Source organism: Herbidospora galbida (assembly GCF_005233835.1).
Lineage (GTDB): Bacteria > Actinomycetota > Actinomycetes > Streptosporangiales > Streptosporangiaceae > Herbidospora > Herbidospora galbida.
In genome coordinates this window covers 37095-59545 of the sequence record NZ_SZQA01000015.1, presented here as the reverse complement: position 1 = coordinate 59545, position 22451 = coordinate 37095, and the positions used below count along the sequence as shown (strand labels likewise).

Genomic DNA, 22451 nt, shown 5'->3' with positions numbered 1-22451 from the left:
CGATCCCGGCCGACGCGGCGCCGTCGGCCGGGATGCCCGTCATCCGCCCTGGGACAGCGCCTTCAGCCGGGGGAACTCGCCGGTTCCGTCGAGGCTGCCGTTGTGGACGGGCGGGCGGCAGCCCACCCGTACCGTCACTCCCACTCCAGGACCCTCCGAGTAGCGGAACTGGAGGTGGTAGGTCTCCGTCGACGTGCCGGTGCACGACCCCCGGCCCGGCCGGGCCGGGATCGCGTTCAGGTCGTCGGCGAGCGCGAGGGCCACGTCACGGCCGTGATCGCGCTGCGAGTCCTCCCCGCAGACCAGCACCCCGACGGGCCGGCCGGGCACCATGTCGAACTCCTGGCCGCGACGCCCGAGCGACCGATGGCAGGGGTCCTCACGCTGGGGAGTGGTCCACTTCCCGGTCCGGTACGCGACGGTCATCTCCTCACCCAGGTAGGCGTCGGTCGTGAACGACCCGTTCGCGGTGTCCGTGCAGCTGTTGACCTCGTCTCCCGTGGTGAGCCAGACGCGTTCCCCGCCCGCGTAGTCGACCCGCACCAGATAGTTGGTCTCGGGCCCGCCCGCCAGGGTGCAGGCGCCGGAGCCCGTTCCGGCGGGGAGGCGGTTCAGGTCACTCGCCATCCGAGTCGTCTGGTCTGCGGTCAGTCTCCGCTGCCCGCCCAGCGCCTCGCCGTCGGTCATGTTGTCCCCGGGATAGGCGCACATCAGCGCCCCGGCGGGGGTGCCCGGAACCAGCATGTCGGCCGCCCCGTCGACGGTCGTCTCCTCGGGCGCCTTCCCGGTCCACGTCTCTGGGCAGGGCGCGGGGGCGGTGAGAGGAGCGGACGTACAGGCCGCGATCAGGAGGAGGATCGCCCATGGCATCGAACGCTTCATGATCACATGACGCCCGGCGCCGGCCGGAGGTTCAACGCACAAGGGTACGGCCCCCGCCTGGGCGGGGGCCGTACCGGAGAGAAGGGGTTCTACAGAGCCGCCACCGGCTCCTCCTTGCTGAGCTCCTCGGGGCCGCCCCGCAGCGGGATCTCCTTGATGAAGGCCGCCAGGATCGGCACCGCGACCGCGAAGACGATCGCCCAGACGAACACGCCGCTGATCGCGCCGGCCAGCGACTCGAGGAAGCCGGTCTTGATCTGCGGGGGAAGCTGGGCGAGGGCCGCCGGGCTCATCTGGCCGCCCGAGGCCACCATGTCGGCCGACTGCGCGCCGAACCTCTCGCGCAGGCCGTCGGCCAGGTGGTTGTTGAACACCGCGCCGAACAGGGCCACGCCGAACGAGCCGCCGATCGAGCGGAAGAAGGTCGAGGCGCTGGAGGCGACGCCCAGGTCCTTCTGCTCCACGCTGTTCTGCGCGATCAGCATGGTGGTCTGCATCAGGAAGCCCATGCCGAGGCCGAGGACGGCGATGAACACGCCGGTCTGCCACAGCGGGGTGCTGACGTCCATCAGCGTGAGCAGGCCCATCCCGATGGCCATGATGACGCCGCCGATGACCGGGAACGCCTTGTACTTGCCGGTCGCGGTGATGCGCTTGCCGACGTAGAGCGAGACGACCATCGAGGCCGCCATCATCGGCAGCAGCAGCAGGCCGGAGTTGGTCGCGGACGCCCCCTGCACGAGCTGCTGGAACAGCGGCAGGAAGGAGATCGCGCCGAACATGGCGAAGCCGAGCAGGAAGCCGATCCACGAGATCAGGTTGAAGTTGCGGTCCTTGAAGACGTGCAGGGGCATGATCGGCTCGGGTGCGCGCCGCTCGACCGGGATGAACGCCGCGAACGACACGGCGGCCAGCACGCCCAGCCCGATGATCTGCCACGATCCCCATGGGTAGCCATGACTCTGGCCCCCCCACGAGGTGATCAGGACCAAAGCGGTGATCCCGACCGTGAGGATGATCGCGCCGAACCAGTCGATGCGGTGCTCGGTGCGCTTCTTCGGCAGATCGAGCTTGAGCCAGAGCCACACCAGCGAGACGCCGCCGAGCGGGAGGTTCACGTAGAAGGCCCAGCGCCAGTCGAGGTGGTCGGTGATGAAGCCGCCGGCGAGGGGGCCGGCGATCATGGCGAGCGACATGATCGCGGCCATGATGCCCTGGTACTGACCGCGTTCACGCGGCGGGACCAGGTCGCCGATGATGGCCATCACGCCGACGATGAGGCCGCCGGCGCCGAGGCCCTGGATGGCGCGGAAGGCGATCAGCTCGGTCATGCCGTTGTCGACGCCGCCGAAGAGCTCCGAGCCGGCCATGCCGCACAGCGCCGAGCCGACCAGGAAGATGACGATCGAGGTGAGGAAGACGGTCTTGCGGCCGTAGAGGTCGCCCAGCTTGCCCCAGATGGGGGTGGACACCGTGGTGCCCAGGATGTAGGCGGTGGTGACCCAGGTGAAGTATTCGAGACCGTTCAGTTCGCCGACGATGCGGGGCATCGCGGTGCCGACGATCATGTTGTCGAGGAAGGCGAGCATCATCGCCAGGAGCAGTCCCGGCAAGATGATCATGACTTCTCTGGACCGCGCCGGAGGTGGACTGGCGGCGGTTTCCGACATTGCGGGGCCCCCTTGTTAACCCTTGAACTTACTTGCCGACCGGCAAGTAGCCGGAGTTAAGGTAAGGTCCGTACTAGCCGCCCGTCAAGTTGAATTAAAAGGACGACCAAACGCCATGAGCGAACGTGCGTTCGCCCCTCGGGAGACCCGAGACACCCGCGCGCGCATCCAGGAGATCGCGCTCGATCTGTTCACCGAGCAGGGCTATGAGGCGACCTCGCTCCGCGAGATCGCCGAGGCGCTGGGGGTGACCAAGGCGGCCCTCTACTACCACTTCAAGACCAAGGAAGACATCGTCGCCGGCATGATCATCGATCGCATCGCGTCGCTCGACCTGATCATCGAGCACCTGCGCTCGCACGTGACGGTCACGCCCGAGGTCCGCCGCGCGGCCATCATCCGCTACGCCGAGGGCGCCTACGAGGGCCGCGCGATCACCCGCTTCATGGAGCGCAACCCGACCGCGATGAAGCACCACCCGGTGATGCTGCGGATGCGCGAGAAGGTCGTCGAGCTCAGCGAGCTCCTGATCGACCACGACCAGCCGCTGACGCTGCGGCTCAAGCACGGCCTGGCCCTGTTCGCCATCCACGCGGTCGGGTTCATGCTGCCCGATCCGAAGATCGACGAGAACGAGAAGTATGAGGCTTCACTGAAGGTTGCCCTGGAATTGATCGAGGCGACCGGGAGTTGATCCGCCCGAAAGGGTAGGTGAGTCCACATGCTGTTTGGCAAGGAACACGTCGAGCGTTACCAGGCCACCGACGGCGCCGAGGGTCACGACTGGCAGGGCACGACGGCGGCCCTGCTGACCACGACCGGCCGCCGCACCGGCACGAAGCACACGACACCGCTGATCTACCAGAAGTACGGCGACGACTATCTGCTGGTCGCCTCCAAGGGCGGCGCGGACGCCCCGCCCGAGTGGTATCTGAACCTGCAGTCCAACCCCGAGGTGGAGTTCCAGGTCCTGGGCGACAAGTTCCGCGCCCGCGCCCGGACCGCCACCCCGGAGGAGAAGCCCGACATGTGGCGGGTGATGACCGCCGCCTGGCCCGACTACGACGAGTACACGAAGAAGACCGACCGTGAGATCCCGGTCGTCGTCGTCGAACGCGCCTAGCTACCAGGCCACCACGCCCGCCTCGTTGACGAACGTGCCCGTCGGGCCGTCGTCGCCGAGCAGGGCCATCGACACCGACACGGCCGCGCCCTGGGCGGCCGTCCGGTCTCCCTGGAAACCGTTGAGGTCGGTGGCGCAGTAGCCGGGCGAGATCGCGTTCACCTTGATCGCGGTGCCGGCCAGCTCCTTGGCGTACAGGGCGGTGACCATGTTGAGGGCCGTCTTGGACGACTGGTAGGCCAGGCTGTTCAGATCCCCCCACGGGTTGGCCGGGTCGGTCGTGACCGTGAGGCTGCCGACCTCGCTGGAGACCATGACGATCCGGCCGGCGGGCGACTTGAGCAGGAGCGGCACCATCGCGTTGGTGACCGCGACCACGCCGAAGACGTTGACTTCGTAGAGGCCCCGCATCAGGTCGAGCGGGGTCTCGGTGGGCGGGCCGCCCTGGGCGATCCCGGCGTTGTTGACCAGGATGTCCAGGGAGCCGAAGCGTTCTGCCAGGAACGCCGCCGCGGCCGTGATCGTCTCGGGAGAGGTCACGTCGAGCCGCACGCAGCCGACGCCGAGGCGCGCGGCCGCCTCCTCTCCCCGGCCGGGATCCCGGGCGCCGATGACCACGTCCACGCCCCGCTCCGCCAGCAGGCGGGCCGTCTCGAAGCCGATTCCCTTGTTCGCGCCGGTGATGAGTGCTGTTGTCATGGCCCCCAGCCTGGGCGGGGGCCGTACCGCCAGACGAGAGACCCGCCGAAGCTGGGATCAGCGGTACCACCCACGCGCCCCTCAAAAGAGGAAAAATCGGCTCATGGACAGGAACGGGCTGGCCGACTTCCTCCGCACCCGCCGCGCCCGGCTGAAGCCCCGCGACGTCGGGCTGCCCGACGGCGCGCGGCGGCGGACCGCCGGGCTGCGCCGGCAGGAGGTCGCCGAACTGGCCGGCATGTCGGTCGACTACTACATCCGGCTGGAACAGGGGCGCGGCCCCCATCCGTCACGGCAGATCCTCAACGCGCTGGCCAGGGCACTCATGCTCAACGCCGACGAGCGCGCCCACCTCTGCAACCTGGCCGGCGAGGCCCCCGCCCGGCCCGGCGTCGCCCCGACGCCGCCCCAGGGCGTGCTGGAGCTCCTGGCGACGCTGACCGACATCCCGGCCTACGTCCTGGACGACGGGTTCGACGTGCTGGCCGCCAACCCGATGGCCCTGCACCTGATCCCCTACCTGCAGGTCGGCGGGAACGAGATGCGCGGCATCTTCGCCGGTCCGGTGCACCGCGAGGTCTGCCGCCACGCCGACTCGTTCGCCGCGGCGGCGGTCCGCGAGCTCAGGGCGGCCTCTGCGACCCGGCCGGAGCTGATGGACCTGGTCGCCGAACTGGCCGCGCGCAGCCCCCTGTTCACCGGCCTGTGGGCCGCCCATGACGTGGAGATCCGTCGTGAGCTGCGCAAACAGCTGCTGCACGAGGTCGTCGGCGAGATCGACGTACGGAGACAGATCCTGGCCATCCCCGACTCGGGCCAGCGCCTGATCATGTACGTCCCGATCCCCGGCACCGGCGCGCAGGAGGCCCTCAGGAGGGTTCGGGAACTGTTGGAGAGACGGGGATACGCGCGGTCAGGGTGAATCCGTCGGCCGCCGCGCCCGCCTGGAGGGTGCCGCCGACCAGCATGATCCGCTCCCGCAGGCCCGCCAGCCCGTAGCCCGACTCGCCGAAGACCCGCCCGCGCGGCGGCCCGGCGGCGTTGTGGATGACGATGACGAGCTCGTCGTCGGAGACCCGGCCGGTCACCGTGACCGTGGCCCGGGGCGCGTGCTTGCGGGCGTTGTTCAGCCCCTCCTGGACCACGCGGTAGGCGGCGTGCTCGACGCTGCGCGACAGGCGTACCCCGTCGAGCGCGAAGTCCAGGTCGACCCGCTGCCCGGTCGTGTTGCTGTCGGCCACGAGCCGCGGGATGGCGTCGATCCCCTGGGCCGAGTCGGGCAGGTCACCCGCCCGCAACACGGTGAGCAGCTCGCGGAGTTCCGTGAGGGCGCGTACACCCTGGTCTTCGATGTCCCTGGCCAGGGCGGGGTTGTCCTCCAGGTCGGTGTCCTCCTGGATCATCCCGGCCTTGAGCACCATCACGGTCACCGCGTGGGTGACGGTGTCGTGCAGCTCGGCCGCGATCCGCCTGCGCTCGCGCGCGGCGGCGTTCTCCTCCCTGATGTGGACGTCGTCCGTCAGCGTCTGGATCATGTCGCGGTAGCCGCGCACCCAGGTGCCGACCACGGCGGCCACGTACACGGTCGTGATCGCCCGCACGGCGTCGATGACGATGTTGGGGCTCATGTTGGGCTGGTAGTGGTAGCCGACCGCGAACCCGACGGTCAGCACGGCCGCCACGGCCTGCCACCACCGCACGGTCCGGTGCGCCGTCATCGAGTAGGCGGCGATCGACACCGGGACCGACTGCCCGGTGAACAGGTAGCAGACCAGCGAGAACACCAGCGACGGCCCGGCCCACCGGCGTCTGATGAGCATGGTCAGCGAGGCGATGACCGCGCTCGCGGTGGCCAGCCAGATCGGGACCACGATCGAGGAGTCGTAGGGGTCGACCAGCGCCTGCGGCAGCGTGTAGGCGAGGAGCGTGACGACGAGGGCGAGGTCGACGATCCGGGCCCTCGGCTCGGGGTCGAGGGAATCCCAGCGCTCCCGCCACCGGTGGATCGTCTCCCGCATCCCGCCAATGTCGGCTCTCCGCGGGACCCGCGAGCCCTCTGACACGCGGACTTTCCCGATCTTGTACGAACCCGCCGTGTGTCCGCGGCTCGTTTCGCTCTCCCCGAGCTTCGGGGCAGGATAGAGCGGTGAGCCTGATCGAGCGCCTGCCGCGGACCCCCGACCCTGATTCCCTCTTCGAGGCGTTCGCCGCCTGGAACGAGGAGCGCGGGCTGACGCTCTATCCGGCGCAGGAAGAGGCGCTGATGGAGGTGGTGACGGGCAGCAACCTGATCCTGTCGACCCCCACGGGCTCGGGCAAGTCGCTCGTCGCGGCCGGGGCCCACTTCGCGGCGCTCGCCAACGACCAGGTCTCGTTCTACACGGCCCCCATCAAGGCGCTGGTCTCGGAGAAGTTCTTCGACCTGTGCGCGATCTTCGGCACCGAGAACGTCGGCATGATGACCGGCGACGCCTCGGTCAACGCCGACGCCCCGATCATCTGCTGCACCGCCGAGATCCTCGCCCAGGTCGCGCTGGCCGAGGGCCGCCAGGCCGACGTCGGCATGGTGATCATGGACGAGTTCCACTTCTACGCCGAACCCGACCGGGGCTGGGCCTGGCAGGTCCCGCTGCTGGAGCTCCCGCAGGCCCAGTTCGTGCTGATGTCGGCGACCCTGGGCGACGTCACCCGCTTCGAGAAGGACCTCACGCGGCGCACCGGCCGTCCGACGGCCGTGGTCAAGCACTCCGAGCGCCCGGTGCCGCTGGTCTACTCCTACCGGATGACCCCGCTGCACGAGACGCTGGAGGAGTTCCTGTCGACCGGGCAGGCCCCCGTCTACGTGGTCCACTTCACCCAGGCCGCCGCCATGGAGCGCGCGCAGGCGCTGATGAGCATCAACATGTGCAGCAAGGCCGAGAAGGAGGCCATCGCGGCCCTGATCGGCAACTTCCGCTTCACGACCAAGTTCGGCCGCGCCCTCTCCCGGCTGGTACGCCACGGGATCGGCGTCCACCACGCGGGCATGCTGCCCAAATACCGCCGGCTCGTCGAGAAGCTCGCCCAGGCCGGCCTCCTGAAGGTCATCTGCGGCACCGACACCCTCGGCGTCGGCGTGAACGTCCCGATCCGCACGGTCCTGTTCACCGCGCTGACGAAGTACGACGGCAACCGCGTCCGCCGCCTGCGCGCCCGCGAGTTCCACCAGATCGCCGGCCGGGCCGGCCGGGCCGGCTTCGACACCATCGGCTACGTCTCCTGCCAGGCCCCCGACCACGTCATCGAGAACGAACGCGCCCTGGCGAAGATCGGCGACGACCCCAAGCGCCGAAGGGGCTACGCCCGCAAGAAGCCGCCGGAGGGCTTCGTCAACTGGAACGAGGAGACCTTCGAGAAGCTCCAGACGGCCGAACCCGAGCCGCTGAACAGCCGGTTCAAGGTCTCCAACGCGATGCTGCTGGCGGTCATCAACCGCCCCGGCAACTGCTTCGAGGCGATGAAGAGCCTGCTGACCGACAACCACGAGGAGCGCAAGAACCAGCGCCGCCACATCAGCCACGCCATCGCGATCTACCGCTCGCTGCTGGCCGGCGGCATCGTCGAGACGATGAAGGAGCCCGACGACCAGGGCCGCTACGCCCGCCTGACGGTCGACCTCCAGCAGGACTTCGCCCTCAACCAGGCCCTGTCGACCTTCGCCCTGGCCACCTTCGAACTCCTGGCCCCCGACAGCCCCACCTACGCCCTCGACGTGGTCAGCGTCGTCGAGTCGACCCTCGACGACCCCCGCCAGATCCTGCACGCCCAGCTCAACAAGGCGCGCGGCGAGGCGGTCGCCCAGATGAAGGCCGACGGCATCGAATACGAGGAGCGGATGGAGCTCCTCCAGGAGGTCACCTACCCGATGCCGCTGGAGGCGCTGCTCTTCGGCGCCTACGAGACCTACCGCCAGGGCCACCCCTGGGTCGGCGACCACACGGTCAGCCCGAAGTCCATCATCCGCGACATGTACGAACGCGCGATGACCTTCACCGACTACATCCAGTTCTACGAACTGGCCCGGTCGGAGGGCACCGTCCTGCGCTACCTGGCCGACGCCTACCGCGCCCTGTCGCGGACGGTCCCCGAGCACATGAAGACCGACGACCTGATCGACCTCATCGAGTGGCTCGGCGAACTGATCCGCCAGGTCGACTCCAGCCTCATCGACGAGTGGGAGAAGCTCGCCAACCCGTCGGAGGCCCTGGAACACCGCGACGAACTGGAGTCGAAGATCCGGCCCGTCACCGCGAACGCCCGCGCGTTCCGCGTGCTGGTGCGCAACGCGATGTTCCGGATGGTCGAGCTGGCCGCGCTCGACCAGCAGGAGGAACTGGAGGAGATGTACCCCGACGTCGACTGGGCCGCGGGGCTCGACGCCTACTACGAGGAGCACGACACGATCGGCACCGGGCCCTCGGCCCGTGGGCCGGCGTTCCTGCGGATCGAGGAGGAGCCGGGGGTCTGGCGGGTGCGGCAGGTCATCGAAGACCCGGCTGGCGACGGCGACTGGGGGGTGAGCGCAGACGTGGATCTGGCGGCGTCCGACGAGGAGGGCACCGCCGTGCTCCACGTGACGGGGATCAACCGCCTCTAACGACCGGACCAGCCGAACTGTTCAAGCCGATGCCGGGCGATCTCCGTCTCCGCTTCGGTGAACAGTTCGGCGAATTCGGGGCGAAGCACGAGCGCTTCGACGGTGAGGTCCAGCCGTCCGCGTTCCCACAGAGCCGCGAAGCCGTCCGACACCGCCGGTGAGTTCAGCAGCCGCCGGGCTGTGGCCAGGCCGCCGTGCTCGGCGAGCATGCTCAGGAAGTAGGACGCGTGGTAGTTGGCCTCGCTACGGGCGCGATCGTAGATGGAGCGCATGGCCGCCTCGAAGGCCGTGTGATCGGGATCAGATGAGCCGCTCGGAATGGGCATGTCCTGCTCCTCCCCGGACGCCGCCTCGCTGCGCCTGGAGGCATAGCCGAGAAGCGCGTCCACTGACGTGAACACCTCGTAGCCGAGCTCCTCCAGCCTGGGCAGGTCGGCCGCCTCGGGGTCGAGTTCCAGGACCACGGGCTTGCCCTGCCCTGCCTGCAGTCCCTCGGGCCAGAACGCCTCGGCCACGGCCAGGGAGCGGCCGGTGACAGGGTCGGCGATCTCGCTGTCCAGAGCCGGGTCGGCGTAGCCGAGCCGGGTCAGCTCTTCGGCCATGGCCTTCACCTGAGCGGATCGCACGTCATCGGCGTCGTCCGCGACGACCGCGACCGGTGGCAGCTCCCCGGCTGCCGCGACCGCACCGCCGTCCCGCAGGCCGGCGAGGAAGGACTGCGCGGACGCCGCCAGCAGCTCCCGCCGCGCCTCCAGGAAGTCGAGATAGCGGTCGACGCGCCAGAGGTCCGGATCGGTGGGGATCCACTGCGACGCGAGTACGCCCGGGTGCTTCTCCTCGGCTTCGGCGAAGTAGTCCTCGGGGGCCCGCTTGCCGATCACCAGGTTCGTGTTCTGGGTGAGGAAGCAGAAGTTGGCGATGGCGTTCACATCGGCACGGTCGTAGCCGGCGGGGTAGAGCAGTGCCTTCGGGAAGATGTGGTGGACCTGCAGGTTGGTCAGTTTGCCGAGCATCTCGGCGTGCAGCGGCAGGCCGGTGCCGAAATCCCGTGCACCGTGTACACGGGTCAGCATGTAGAGAAGCGGGTAGAAGCGGGACCCTCGGGTGGAGCCGTCGAAGTCGTGTGGCCGGATCTCCAGGTTGCCACCACGCCAGCGCTCCAGCGACGCGATCAGCCCGTCGATTCCGGCACGCCCGGCGGTGTCATAGTCCTGGGCGAGGATGGTCTCGGTGGAACCGGCGTGCCGACCCCACAGCGCCGCATGGACGTACCAGAACAGCACCCGGTCGCGGTAAGCGCCGTCGGGGAAGCCGCCGCCGGGAGTCAGGTGCAGCAGCCGGGAGATGACCGGAAGGGCGTAGCGCCCCATCAGCACCTGGTCGTGGTCGAGGCCCAGGCGTCCGGACGCCGCGCCGAGAAGGGTGTCCACATAGAGCACCGACTTCGCGAGGGCCGTCTCGAACTCCCCGTCGCTGACCATGTCGAGCGCCGTGAAGACCGACCGTCCGGTGGCCACGGCGGTGACGTTGCGCAGCAGCCAGTCGAGGGAGAAGGTGAAGCCCTTGTCGGCCCAGCCGTCCAGATGCTGCCTCATGACCTTACGCGCGGGCGACCACTGGGCGCAGATCTTGGCCAGGGCGAGATCGCCCTTGGACAGAGCCGTGCCTCCCGAGTTGACCCGGTTGAAGATGTCGACGACCACATCCACGTTCTTGTCGGGCCCGGTGATCTTCTCCTCGTGGAACTGCCGGTTCTCCAGATTTTTCAGCTGGTTCAGCCTGGAGAGGTAGGTCGACAGCTTGTCGGGATACTGGGCGAAGGCCTGGAAGAAGGGTTCCAGCCCGTGAGTGAAGAGCCGGGTCACGTCGACCCACCTGGCGTCGTCGCGCATCTTCGCCGGGCCGTAGAACTCGAACGTCTCGTCTTCGACGTTGAACCGGAGCCCGGTGAACGCCGAGGCGTCTCCTTCGAAGAACGCCGGAGGCTTGCCGCGCATGATCCCGTAAAGCGTGGTGATGCGCTGCTGCCCGTCGAGTAGCAGCAGCCGCACCCCGGCTTCGGCCGAAGCGCCGCGAATGGAAGCCATTTCCGGCTCGGTCTCCCACAGCAGCAGCCCGCCGACGGGATAGCCCTTGTAGAGCGAGCGCATCAGGCCCCGGACCTGGTCGCGGGTCCACACGTAGCCGCGCTGGAACTCGGGCAGCAGGACGGTGCCGTTGTCGATCTGATGGAGGAGTACCGAGAGGGTGGCCAATTCATTCGCTCCGGGGAAGGCTGGCGAGTAATTCGCGAACTTGTAAGACGCTCGGATGTTTCGGTCCGTATCGATTCTCAATGTCAGGGAGCAGATCCGTCAGCGTTTTCCCCGCCCGGACCGGATCTCCCGACCCAACTTCGAGAAGTGCGATCTGGCGCCGGAGCTCCAGCGTGCGATCGTCGTCGATGCCGAGCCGGCGCTCGTCTTCCAGCAGCCGACCGAGCTGGTCGAGGGCGAGGGTCGTCTCTCCGACAGCCGCGTGGCAGTTGGCCTCCATCAGCCGGAAACGCAGCACGAGATCGGCGCCCGGCCCATCTCGTTCGGCAAGGACGGCGGCCAGGTCGGCGAACTCCGTCGCCGCCCGCCGGTAGTCACCGGCCAGGAAGAGCACGTCCGCCAGCTCGATCCGCACCGAGATCACATCGGGGTCGGTGACGCCTAGCGCCCGTGTCGCGGGCTCCAGAGCGCCGGCGAGCACCTCGGCCGCCTGGGTGAACCGGGATTCAGCCTTGAGCAGGTGGGCGTCCTTCCTGGCCAGCCCGAGATCGCTCGGCCGGAACGGCGCCGCGTCAGGAACGGATGTGGTCGATGCGGGACGGACCGGCGCCGGCTCCGGTCGCTCCTGCGGACGCGCTCCGACTCGGCTGACGACGCCCGCGTACATCCGGGCAGAGTGCGAGCCGGACGCATCGACATAGCCGGGGAAGGCGGGCAGCTCACGGCAGAAGCCGAGCAGGCGGTCGTAGACGACGGCGGCCGATTCCGGACGGTTGTCGGGTGCCTTCTGCAACAGCCAGAGAACCAGGCGTTCAAGCCCCTCCGGTACGTCACGCCGCCGCTGGCGAAGAGGTCGGGGGGCGCGGCCGATGTGATTGTGCATCGACGCCAGCGGAGTGGCGCCCGCGAACTGGTTCTCCCCTGACAGCATCTCGTCGAGGACCACACCCAGGGCGTAGAGATCGCTCTGAGGGCTGGTCGAACCCGCCATGACCTGCTCGGGCGCCATGTATTCAGGGGTGCCCACCGCGACGCCCGTCGCGGTCAGCCGCGTCGAGCCCGGCGACAGGGCGATGGCCACCCCGAAGTCGAGGACCTTGACGGTGCCGTCGGGGCTGAGCATGAGGTTTCCGGGCTTCAGGTCGCGGTGGATCAGCGAGTTCTCGTGGGCCCTCGCCAGCACCGAGCAGACCTGGGCGGCGATCGCCGCCGCCCAGGGGACGGGAATTTCCGTCTCGTCGAGAAGGGCTGAGACTGAGCAGCCGTCGATGAGCTGCATGACCAGATAGAGGTCGTCGTCGTACGTCCCACAGTCGTAGACGGCGGGTACACCCGGGTGTTCGAGCCGGGCGGTGATGCGGGATTCCCGCACGAACCGCTGGGTGAGTTCGTTGTCCGGTCTGCCGTCGGGCAGACGGTCGATGCGGATGAACTTCACCGCGACCGGGCGATCCAGTCGCTTGTCGTAACCGAACCACACCTCGCCCATACCGCCGCCGCGCCGGGAGAGCGGATCCAGCTCGTAACGACTGTCGATGACCCGCAAACCGACCGCCCTCCATGCCCGAATCCGCGTTCCTCCGAGAAGTTACACCAGCCACGAAACGGAAATCTCCCTAGAATTCCCTCATGCCTCGCGAATATTGGGCGGCAACCCGGAATGACGGCATGAACAGACGGATTCTCACAAGTCCAGTCACCATGAGTTTCGGTTGGACTTTAGCGCCTCTATGGTCATTTGGGCTTCTCACGGTGTGCGTCACCGGACCCGCCGCCTATCGGCTCCGCAGTCGCGAGCACGGGTTGGTGGCCGGGGCCCATTTCGTTCTCCTCCTCGCGGCCTTCGCGCTCACTGGGATCTACGGCCCCGAGTCCTGGCAGAACTCGGTCGCAGCCTTCATGTGGGCGCTGGGGCCGTGGTGGGGAGGCAGCGTCCACGCCTTTGTGCTCAGGGCCCGCCTGGCCCGGCCGCCCATGGCTGCCCCGCCGATCTCCAACCCGCCGATCTCCGTCCCAGCCACTCCTGTACCCCCGGGCTCCGGCCCCTGGAATCCCTGGGGCACGCCCGCGCCGCCCGCGCCGCCGGTCTCCCCTGCACCTCCGCGGGTGCGCATGTATGGGACGTACACCGTTTTGAGCACGCTGGGTGAGGGCGGCCAGGGCGTCGTCTACCTCGGTGCGGGGCCCGACGGACGGCAGGTCGCGATCAAGGTCCTGCACGAGCGGCTCCAGGGCACGAAGGGGCACCTGCGTTTCACTCGCGAGGTCACCGCCGCCAAGCGGGTACCCCCGTTCTCCACCGCCCGGATCCTCGACGTCGGCTTCGAGGACGAGGCTCCCTACATCGTGAGCGAGTACGTCCGCGGGCCCTCGCTGGACCGGCTCGTCCGGGCGAACGGCCCCCTGAACGGCGACAGCCTCGTCCGGCTCGCCATCGCCACCTCCGCCGCGCTGAACGCCATCCATTCCGTTGAGATCGTCCACCGAGACCTGAAACCCGCCAACGTCCTCATCGGGCCCGACGGCCCGCGCGTCATCGACTTCGGGATCGCCAAGGCCCTCGACCAGGCCACCATGACGTCGGGCGTCGTCAAGGGCACGCCCGCGTACATGTCACCGGAACAGGTCTCGGGGCTGCCGATCAGCCCCCAGACCGATGTCTTCAGCTGGGCCTCGACGATGTACTACGGGGCGACCGGCCGTCAGGCGTTCGACGGCCGGACGGTCTTCCAGGTCTTCGAGGCCGTCTTGCACCACCAGCCCGACCTGCGCGAACTGCCGTCACCGTTGCGCGGCCCGCTAGCGGCCTGCCTGGACAAGGAGCCGCGCAACCGGCCGACCCCGGCCGAACTCATGCTGTCGATGGCCCGTTAGCCGGACGGCCGGAGCTGTCCGTTGATCAGCCCCTGGAGGATCTGCTCCACCAGGGAACCGCCGGTCTCCGCGACCTGACGTACGGCGCTCTCGAAGATCTCCACCTGCCGGAACACCTCGCCGTAGCGCCGCTGTTCGTCGACGGGCAGCCGCGGCAGGCGCGCCCGCCGCACGTCCACGCGATAGGCGCCGGACCCCGTCGTCGCGGCCCGCTCGGCGGAGACCCGGAGGAAACCGGCCACGAAGCGGGGGTCGAGGACGGCCGAATCCACCCGGATCAGGATCAGGTGGGGGCCGAGCGCGACCTCCTCCGTCATCACCCGCGCGGTCACCAGGCGGGTCACGACGGGAATGACGATGTCGCCGGGCCTGGCCGTCACGACGTCACGGCCATCTTCTCCCTGACCCGTCGGGCCCCGGCCGAGAGTGACGTCCTTCGCCGTGAGCAGCGGCACCGGCCCCGATTCCGTCTCCATCCGCATCGGTGTCTGCTCGATCTGGACGGTTCCGGCCCTGGCCAGCTCCGCGAGAGTGGTCATGGCCAGATCGCGGGTCTCCGGGCCGACACCCGGCAACAGCCCGGTCAGTCCGGCCGTGAACCGCCCGAGGGTGTCACGGGTCCGATCGAGATCGTCCATCCGGACAGCCGCCACCTTCGGCAGATGACGCGACGGGGTCAGGTCGACGTCGTCGTCGAGCAGATCGATGATCGGGACAGGGTGACCCACCGCTTCGATGCCGTCGGCGAACGCCTCTATCGGGCCATCGGCCATGAGAACGGTGGCGGGGACGCCGGCTGTGTCATCGGGGCGGCGCAGCACCCATATGTGGGGTGGCAGCGCCGACTGCGGGGCCGAACCGGCCGGCAGTCCGATGACCGCCTGGAGGGTGCCAGTCCGCAGGAGTTGCGCCCGGATCCGGCGTCCGGACCGCCGGTTGGCCGCGGCCGGGGGCATCAGGACCACCACTCGGCCACCCGGCGAAACACGGGCGAGGCAGTGTTGCACCCACGCGAGCTCCGATTCGCCACGCGGCGGCAGGCCGTACTGCCATCGGGGGTCGTTGGTGAGCTGTTCGTAGCCCCAGCCACGCTCGTTGAAGGGCGGCACGCACATGGCCCCGTCGACGTGAATGTCGGGCCAGGCGTCGTTGAGCAGCGCGTCCCCTTCTCGGACCTGTGTCTCCGGCCCTTTCGCCGCGATGCGGGCGGCGGCGAACAGCGCCATCGCGGGGTCGCGCTCCTGCCCGCGCACCTTGCCCCGTTCGAACAGCGCCTCCATGAGCAGCGTGCCGGGGCCGCAGATCGGATCGAGCACGGTGACACAGGGCCCGAGCAACCGCGCCATCAGTGCCGCGACGGGGGCGGGGACGGTCGACACCCGGCGGGAGTGAGTCTCGACGTAGCGTTTGAACAGGAACTCCACCGCGTCTGCGGTGCCGTGCCGGGCGGCGAGTCCGGCCGCAGCCTCGACGAGCGGCTCGGGAGGCGGGTCCCATGCTCCCAGGAGCAGCCGATTCCGCACCAGGGTCGCGGCCACCCTGCTCACCAGCCACGCGAGCTCAAGATCGTCTGCGGAGTTGCGGATCAGCTGCCAGGCTCGTTCGTCCTCGGGGAGCTCGTCGAGTTTTCCCTGCTCGCGCAGCCAGGTCTCGACTTCGGCGAGCGAGAAGAGTGGATTGGACGAGGTCCCGCCGACCGGTTCGGGAAAGTCCTGAAACCTGCGGCGCCAGTTGCTGACGGCGGCCCGGCCCACTCCGGCCAGCCGGGCGATGTCGCCCGCCGCCACCGTGGCGTTGGCCGTGGCGTCGTCGTGCATCACATACCTCTCTCCCCTAGCGGAGCCGTTCGAGCACGCCTCTGGCCCGTAGCTCGGCGACGTGCTCGGCCGCGCGCTGCGGCGCGGCCCCGCCGTGCACCAGCAGTCCTGCCTCGATGTTCCTGGCCACTCCCGACTGAGTCAGGTTGGCGCTGGACACCAGCAGCACCCGCCGGTCCGCCACGGCCAGTTTGGCGTGCATCTTCGCACCTTTCCCATCCGCCTCACCGGGTCCGGCCCGGTGGGCGGCAGGCCAGTGCCACAGCTCGACTCCGGGCACGGTCAGGAACGCCGCCGCCGGCTCGGCACCGCCCAAGGCGGAACCGGCCCCTTGGAGGGTTTCGACCACCGCGATCACCGAGACGCCCCGCCGGACCGCCGTGCGCAGGGCCTCCAGCAAAGGAGCGTACGGTTTGGCCGAATAGGTCATCAGCACCAGCTCTTGGACCGCCTCGGCGACCAGATCCACCAGCACCTGCGCGGTCGCCCGCACCGGGACTGAATGGCTACCCGGTCCGCTCCAGACCGGCTCGACCCTGATGGCCCCGGCGTGCTGGGCATGCCCGTCGGCCACTCCCCTCAGATAGGCGACCGCCTCGACATCGGGTATGGACTCCGCCTCGATCGCGGCCAGCACGTCCCGCGCCGCGTCGGCGAAGCCCGGCACCGGCAGCGCCCCGGGGATCGCGCTCCTAGGCCGTCCGTCGGCGATCCGGTCGGCCAGGACACGCAACCGGGACGGCCCCATCGTGGCGGCTGCCGCAGCCACGGCCTCGGTGAAGCGCGAACGCCGCGTCACGGCAGCTCGGGATAGAGGGCCAGGTCGGGGTCGTCGATGGGCACCACGAACCGCCGGTCGAGGAAGCGGTTGCCGCGCTCACAGGTGGTCTCGGAGACGAACAGGCACACGTGGCAGGCGGCTCCGTGCAGGAAGTCGGCCGGGGCCTGCGGCAGGCGTCCAGAGCACAACGGGTCGGACGAGCAGTGCATCGCGTCATGCAGCGCCCGGCGGGTCAACCGGACGAGGTTCGCCGGCTCGGCCAGGGAGACCAGGCCGCCGAGGGTTCCCTCCGCGTCGGGCACCGCCGTGTAGATCAGGATGCCGGTGCGTGGGTCATCAGCCGAGCCCGCGTAGATGCGCTCCGACAGGCTCGCCGAGCTGTAGCCGCATTCCAGCGCGATCGTCCTGATCAGCAGGTGGGACAGCGTGTGCAGGGCGTAGAACCGGGCCCCGGGCCAGTGCTGCATCTCGTCGAAGGTGTTCTTGATGCGGTCGCTGTAGCGGTGCGTCCGGAAGCGTCCATAGGCCTCCTTGTGCTCCCGGAGGGCGAGTGTGTTCTCGACGCGCTTCTCCCAGTCCGACAGGAGGTCTTCAGGAAGCTTGAGGAAGATCCCCTCTCCTCGGACTTCGCTCGCCGGAACCCACGTGGGCTTGTCTCTGGCGAGAGGGGCCCGGGTGACCAGGTCGGGGTCTTCGGGGTCGGGAGCGTCCAGGCGGGTGAAGCCGATGAGGGCCCGGACCTCACGGAGCCGTTCAGCCTGGATGACATCGGCGAAGACACCGAGAAGCGGTTCAGGGACGCCGTCGGGGTCGCGGCGCAGGGTGAAGTCGGCATCGGGTTCGGGCAGCTCAACGGCCGAGAGCACCTCCCATTCAGCGGTCCGCAGGTCGGGGTAGCCCTGTTCCGGGGGTTCGGGCGCGTCGATGCGGGTGCGATGCCGTTCGAGCGCCTCCCACAGGGTCTGGTCGTCCCACTTGTCGAACTCACGCAGCGCCGGCACGTTGTCACGCAGGTACGGCAGCATGCTGACGTTCTGAATGCCGTAGAGGGCCGGCCAGTGCTGGGCCACTTTGGCGGCCAGAACGCTTGCCCCCGTCTCCGGCACCCACAACGACGACAGCGTCTGGGCGAACCACTGGTTGGACGCGCCGACGACGAGAACCCGTACCGGCCGGGTGCACGTCTCGAACGTCGACAGGTGGGGGTGGCGGCCTCGGCAGGCCGGCAGGTTCTGCTCACCCCGGCGGCCCATGGCCTCGGTGATGTTGCGCCGCTGCTCGCAGCGGTCACACTTGATCTCCACGTTGGCGCCGAGATTGCCGCCCCGGTCGTCCATGCTCAGCGGCGGGAAGTCGACCTCGCACTTACCGCCTCGATGCACGAACCGGGCGTAGGGAAAGTCGTCGAGATGACCGGCCGTACACGCGAGCACGAAGCGGGCGGCCACGGCCAGCGGCTTGGGGCCCGACTTCTTCCGGGGGCAGCTCTTGTGGAAGAACCGGGCCTCGTGCGGCGCGTGCTTCCTGCTGTTCTCGAAGTCGAAGACGACCTGTGACTCGATGGGGGCCAGCGTGTTGCAGGCCGTGCACCGCATCCACGCGGGGAACGGAACCGTCGGCACCCCGACCCGGGCGGCGTCGTCGCCATCCCCGTCCGGTCTCCAGGGGGCCGGCTTCAACTTCGTGACCGTCTTGCCCAGCAGGGTCTGCACGGCCGCAAGAAGCCGGGGCTCGGCCAGTTCCGCCGGACCGGCGGCCGACTCGTAGCGCCAGTCGTCCACACCCCTGACCAGGACCGAGAAATTGGGCAGGTCGACCAGCGCCCCGACTCCTCCGGTGAACATCAGATGGCTCGGCCGTACCGCGCCGACCCTCCGCCGGTGCCCCTCGGGCCTTCCGGCCATCACCGCCCCTTTCCATTCAGAGTGGTCTCGCCGAGTTCGTCGCCCTCGGGAGTGTCATCATCGCTGTCGTCCGCCCCCGTCGAGGCGAAGACCCATTCGGGCACCCCATAGGCGGGGGCGAACATCTCCTCGACTCGGGGAACCAGGAGGTTGATCTCGTTCTCGGTCTCGCGCATCGACTGGCCGATGGTCATCGTGTCCCACCGGCCGTCTCCCGCCTGGTGCAGCAGCCCCTTGAGCTGCTGCTTGCTGGACGAGTTCGCCTGGTAGCCGAGCCGGAACTCTCCACCCTGCTCCCTGTTCCAGACGTCGGTCACCACGTTGAGGCGTTCGCGCAGGTAGTCGCGTCCGCGTTCGCCCGCCACCGCCTCCGCCCTGGCCAGGAACCTGTCCCGGACCCGGGCGGCCAGTGGTCCGCCCAGATCGACGTCCTGGGCGTCGGCGTTGCGGGAGTAGGTGTCATCCGCATTGCGCAGCGCAGCGACGAAGGCGGCCGTGACGCCTCGGTCAAGGGCCCTTCGCGTGTACGGGGTGACCGACAGTGCCTCTACCTGCCGGTAGAAGGTGGCGTGGTAGTGCTCGAAGTCCTCGAAATGGGCCAGGTCACGTGGGCGTGACCAGTTGTAGAGCGTCACCACCAGTCCGGGCCGCTCGGCGTCACGGCCGACACGGGAGGACGCCTGGATGTACTCGGCCGTGTTCTTGGGCTGGCCCGTCACCACCATCAGCCCGAACCGCGACACGTCCACGCCGACCTGCAGCATCGAAGTGGCCAGCACGACGTCCACGGGCAACCGTTTGCGCGCGGAACGCCGGCCGACGAGCTGGTGTTCCGGCCGCTTGTCGCGATAGGCGAACGCCCGCTCCTGCGCGATGTCGAACTTGCGGCGGGAGGTGTCGAACTCCGGGTCGAAGCCGACCTCCAGGTTCCTGAGCACCTCGCTGATGTCGGTGGAGGAGATCCGCGACGTCAGCTCCTGGACGGTGAGCATCTCCAGCCGGGTCGACAACCGGTTCGACAGACCCTTGCGCCTGCCGTGCGACCGGATGCGGGTGGTCACGTCGTCGTCGACGTAGCGCCGCATGCCGGCCAGTTCGCGAGTGGCGTTGAAGTAGCCGACCAGGGTCATGTACGGATCGGCGGGCGCCCCGTACTTGTCGAAGGTGGTCTGGCCGGCGATGAGCAGGATCTCCGCGAGCCGGATCTCGGCGGACTTGAGGCGCACCCCGTGCGCGCACACGCCGAGGTAGCGCCGGCCGGGGTCGGCGGGCGTGATCGCGACCTGGCGCGAGAAGAAGGTGTCGGCCACGTCGATGACCTGCGGCGGGAAGATCGCCAGTTCTCTCGCGAAGACGCCGAGGACCTGGGCGTCCGCCCGCTTGGTGGTGGCCGTGGAGGCGACGATCTTGGGTCCGTGGTTGTCGCCCCACGTACATAGCTCATCGACCGCGGCCTCGAAGAGGCCGACCGTGGTGCCGAGAGCGCCCGAGATCAGGTGCAGCTCGTCCTGGATGATCAGGTCCGGCGGACGCAGCCGGACGACCTGCTGGATCTGAGTGGCCGGAAGCGCGCCCTTCGCGTTGTGCCGGGGCGTGCAGCCGGTCTTGTCGTTCAGGTCGTCGTGGCGATAGCCGTGGCGGGGACACCACTCCCGGACCCGCCCGAACAGGTTCCCGGCGAACCCCTTCCACGGGAGCTGGGCGAGCTTGTCGACCGTGGCGATGACCAGGCTCGGCGTGAGCCGGTAGATCTCCTCGTCGACCGTCAGGATCGGCAGCCCCTCGCCCGGCGACATGCGCCGGGAGAACGGGCACGCGGTCACCCCTTCACCGTTGGCGCAGTAGAGCACCACCCGGCGACGGTCTTCGTCGACGTGCAGATCCTGGTGACCGCGAAGGGTCTGACCGCACCAGGGACAGGCGAGGGTCTGCAGCACATTGGGCCGTTTGCCCTCCGGAGCCGCCCGCGCGGCGTCGACCTCCTTCTGGGCCCCGTCGAACCAGTTCGGCGAGACGGTGCCACCGACCCAGAGCCCGATCCGGAAGGGTGTGTCACCCCAGGTCACCGGGTCATCGCGGCGGATCATCTCCGCGGCGCAGACGAGCGCGGCGGCCCGCTGGAACTGCTGCGCCGTGAGCAGCCGGAGCGTGTACCGCATCAGCACGGCCACCCCGTCGAGCCCGCTGCGGGCCTGCTCGGCCGTGCCCACCACCTTCTGCAGGCGCCTGATGGCGAAGGTGTACGCGGTCAGCCCCAGATAGGCCTCGGTCTTGCCGCCACCCGTGGGGAAGAACAGCAGGTCGGCGGTGCCGGTATGGTCGGCAGCCCGTTCCGGGTGGGCCGGGTCGGCCAGCGCGGGCAGGTTGAGCAGGACGAACGCGAGCTGGAACGCCCGCCACGACGCCGCCTTCGCGCCCTGCTCCTTGACGACCTCGGTGGCCTGCTCGAAGGTCAGCCCGCGTTCCTGCCGCAGCTTGGCGATCGCGCTGTGCCGCCGCTGCGCGGCCATCGCCTCGTTGGCGAACCGGAACGCCTTGAAGGCGTCGTCGTCGCGCATCAGCAGGTCGATGCCCGCCTTGATCCGCCCGGCCGCCATCCGTGCCTTGAACACCGCATTCTCGGCCACCGGCCGCAGCGCCTCGGGCAGGCCCGGAATGTCGGCGTCGCGCAGGTTCAGCCAGTGCACGTATCCGTCGGCGAGGGGCGCGAGACCGGCGCAAAGCTCCTCCCGGCCGGCGGCGGCCAGCGCGTCCATCGACAGCTCGACACCGTCGAGACCGTCGGTCGGCGCGACGGTCGCCGGCACGTTGTACTCGGGCAGCCAGGTCGTGCGCAGCTCGTGCGCGCATCGCTCGTCCGGGCCGATCTCGGCGTGGACGGCGACGTTGCGACCTGATGCGTAGCGGCGTTCGTTGCGGTAGAGCAGGCGTAGGTGGGCGTCCTCGTCGTCGTATCCGGCCTGGCCGCCGTCGAGCGGGTCGTCGATGGGCAGGAAGATCGCCCTGGCGCCGTCGAGCGCGCGTACCTTCAGCTCGGTCTGGAACAGCCAGGCCGTGTCCTTGTTGCTCGACGGCTCGACCTGGGTGTTGATCAGCGCCAGCTCGACCACCCGGCGGTCGTCCCGGTTCTGCACGGTGATCGCCAGCAGGACCCCGGGATCGTCGCCTCGTCCGCTGGTGAGCGGGACACGCGCCGACGAGCCACGATCGAGCCGGATCTCCTTATCGTGACTGACAGGTCGACGCGCCCAGGTCCGGACCTTCTTGCCGCCCTCCTGCTCGACCTCGGACTTCGTGTAGTGACCCCACGACGTGGAGACCGCGACCACGTCGACGTCGGCGGGCACCGCGAACGACAGCCCCATGGAAGAGGCCCAGAGACGACCGAGGTTCTGCGCGGTGGTGATCTCGGGCAGATCGGCCTCCGACGCATCGCCCTGGACGGCGATCTCGGTGTCAGGAACCTCGTCGGCCTCATCCCTCGAGGAGGTCGGCGAGTGCTTCGGACCGAGCATGCCGACCAGGTAGCGCTCACGGGGGCCCATGGCGCGGGGCGAGAACTCCTCGTAGTCGCCGTTCCATGGGCCGAGAAGATCACGGCAGACCAGTTCCTGGAACTCGTCCCTGATCGTGTACGACGTTCCTTCGGCGAATTCCTGTGGCTGGTCCAGCGAAGGGATGTCCGCCTTTTCCTGTACGACTTGGGCCTCCGGGGCCGGCTTCGAGGTCAGGTCGAGCGTCTGCTGCCTGTTGCCCAGGTCGGGGAACAGGTCCTCCTGGTCATTGATCATGAGGTCGGCGGTTCCTCGG

General features: G+C 69.1%; 15 protein-coding genes. 5 read left to right on the top strand and 10 right to left on the bottom strand.

What is annotated here, in order from left to right; translation table 11 throughout:
* Window positions 1-39: 39 nt before the first annotated feature.
* Together FDA94_RS17075 and FDA94_RS17070 are read right to left on the bottom strand one after the other, a co-directional pair.
* A complete protein-coding gene (locus tag FDA94_RS17075) occupies window positions 40-882 on the bottom strand; it encodes a hypothetical protein (RefSeq protein WP_137248056.1) in 843 nt (280 codons plus the stop codon).
* 89 nt (window positions 883-971) lie between these two features.
* The gene (locus FDA94_RS17070) at window positions 972-2552 is read right to left on the bottom strand and encodes an MDR family MFS transporter (RefSeq protein ID WP_137248055.1); all 1581 of its coding nucleotides are present in this window, start codon (window positions 2550-2552) and stop codon (window positions 972-974) included.
* A gap of 115 nt (window positions 2553-2667) precedes the next feature.
* Here FDA94_RS17070 and FDA94_RS17065 point away from each other — a divergent pair, with 115 nt between their 5' ends.
* Entirely contained in the window at window positions 2668-3246 is a 579-nt protein-coding gene (locus FDA94_RS17065; RefSeq protein WP_137248054.1) for a TetR/AcrR family transcriptional regulator, read from the top strand.
* Window positions 3247-3273: 27 nt separating this feature from the next.
* Window positions 3274-3675 carry a nitroreductase family deazaflavin-dependent oxidoreductase gene (locus FDA94_RS17060; protein ID WP_137248053.1) on the top strand — a complete coding sequence of 134 codons (402 nt, stop codon included), beginning with the start codon at window positions 3274-3276 and terminating at the stop codon, window positions 3673-3675.
* Here the strand turns inward: FDA94_RS17060 and FDA94_RS17055 are convergent, their stop codons facing one another.
* Window positions 3676-4374 (bottom strand): SDR family oxidoreductase, encoded by a 699-nt coding sequence (locus FDA94_RS17055; protein WP_137248052.1) that lies wholly within the window; start codon window positions 4372-4374, stop codon window positions 3676-3678.
* 103 nt (window positions 4375-4477) lie between these two features.
* On the opposite strand from FDA94_RS17055, the gene FDA94_RS17050 reads away from it, so the two are divergent.
* On the top strand, window positions 4478-5296 hold the full coding sequence (locus FDA94_RS17050; protein ID WP_137248051.1) for a helix-turn-helix transcriptional regulator: 819 nt from the start codon (window positions 4478-4480) through the stop codon (window positions 5294-5296).
* Here FDA94_RS17050 and FDA94_RS17045 read toward each other — a convergent pair.
* Complete coding sequence (locus FDA94_RS17045; RefSeq protein ID WP_137248050.1) at window positions 5244-6392, bottom strand: sensor histidine kinase; 1149 nt, start codon at window positions 6390-6392, stop codon at window positions 5244-5246. The two genes, FDA94_RS17050 and FDA94_RS17045, sit on opposite strands and share 53 nt — an antisense overlap.
* A 128-nt stretch (window positions 6393-6520) precedes the next feature.
* Here FDA94_RS17045 and FDA94_RS17040 point away from each other — a divergent pair, with 128 nt between their 5' ends.
* Window positions 6521-9010, top strand: a complete 2490-nt coding sequence (locus FDA94_RS17040; RefSeq protein ID WP_137248049.1) for a DEAD/DEAH box helicase — start codon at window positions 6521-6523, stop codon at window positions 9008-9010.
* On the opposite strand, the gene FDA94_RS17035 is transcribed toward FDA94_RS17040, so the two are convergent.
* The gene (locus tag FDA94_RS17035) at window positions 9007-11265 is read right to left on the bottom strand and encodes a GmrSD restriction endonuclease domain-containing protein (protein ID WP_137248048.1); all 2259 of its coding nucleotides are present in this window, start codon (window positions 11263-11265) and stop codon (window positions 9007-9009) included. The two genes, FDA94_RS17040 and FDA94_RS17035, sit on opposite strands and share 4 nt — an antisense overlap.
* A 1-nt stretch (window position 11266) precedes the next feature.
* The gene (locus tag FDA94_RS17030) at window positions 11267-12811 is read right to left on the bottom strand and encodes a serine/threonine-protein kinase (RefSeq protein WP_246059977.1); all 1545 of its coding nucleotides are present in this window, start codon (window positions 12809-12811) and stop codon (window positions 11267-11269) included.
* Between the two features lie 206 nt (window positions 12812-13017).
* Here FDA94_RS17030 and FDA94_RS17025 point away from each other — a divergent pair, with 206 nt between their 5' ends.
* Window positions 13018-14139, top strand: coding sequence for a serine/threonine-protein kinase (locus FDA94_RS17025; protein WP_137248047.1), 1122 nt, complete (start codon window positions 13018-13020; stop codon window positions 14137-14139).
* On the opposite strand, the gene FDA94_RS17020 is transcribed toward FDA94_RS17025, so the two are convergent.
* From FDA94_RS17020 to drmA, 4 genes are read right to left on the bottom strand one after another with little or no spacing between them, the layout of a single operon-like run.
* The gene (locus FDA94_RS17020) at window positions 14136-15956 is read right to left on the bottom strand and encodes an N-6 DNA methylase (protein WP_137248046.1); all 1821 of its coding nucleotides are present in this window, start codon (window positions 15954-15956) and stop codon (window positions 14136-14138) included. The genes FDA94_RS17025 and FDA94_RS17020 overlap by 4 nt on opposite strands.
* A gap of 16 nt (window positions 15957-15972) precedes the next feature.
* Window positions 15973-16755 carry a DISARM system phospholipase D-like protein DrmC gene (gene drmC / locus FDA94_RS17015; protein ID WP_246059976.1) on the bottom strand — a complete coding sequence of 261 codons (783 nt, stop codon included), beginning with the start codon at window positions 16753-16755 and terminating at the stop codon, window positions 15973-15975.
* Entirely contained in the window at window positions 16752-18641 is a 1890-nt protein-coding gene (gene drmB, locus FDA94_RS17010) for a DUF1998 domain-containing protein (protein WP_137248045.1), read from the bottom strand. Before drmB ends, drmC begins: the two co-directional genes overlap by 4 nt.
* Window positions 18641-22432: a DISARM system helicase DrmA gene (drmA, locus tag FDA94_RS17005; protein WP_137248044.1), complete on the bottom strand. Its 3792-nt coding sequence runs from the start codon at window positions 22430-22432 to the stop codon at window positions 18641-18643. The genes drmB and drmA overlap by 1 nt, the downstream gene beginning before the upstream one ends.
* Between the last annotated feature and the right edge of the window lie 19 nt (window positions 22433-22451).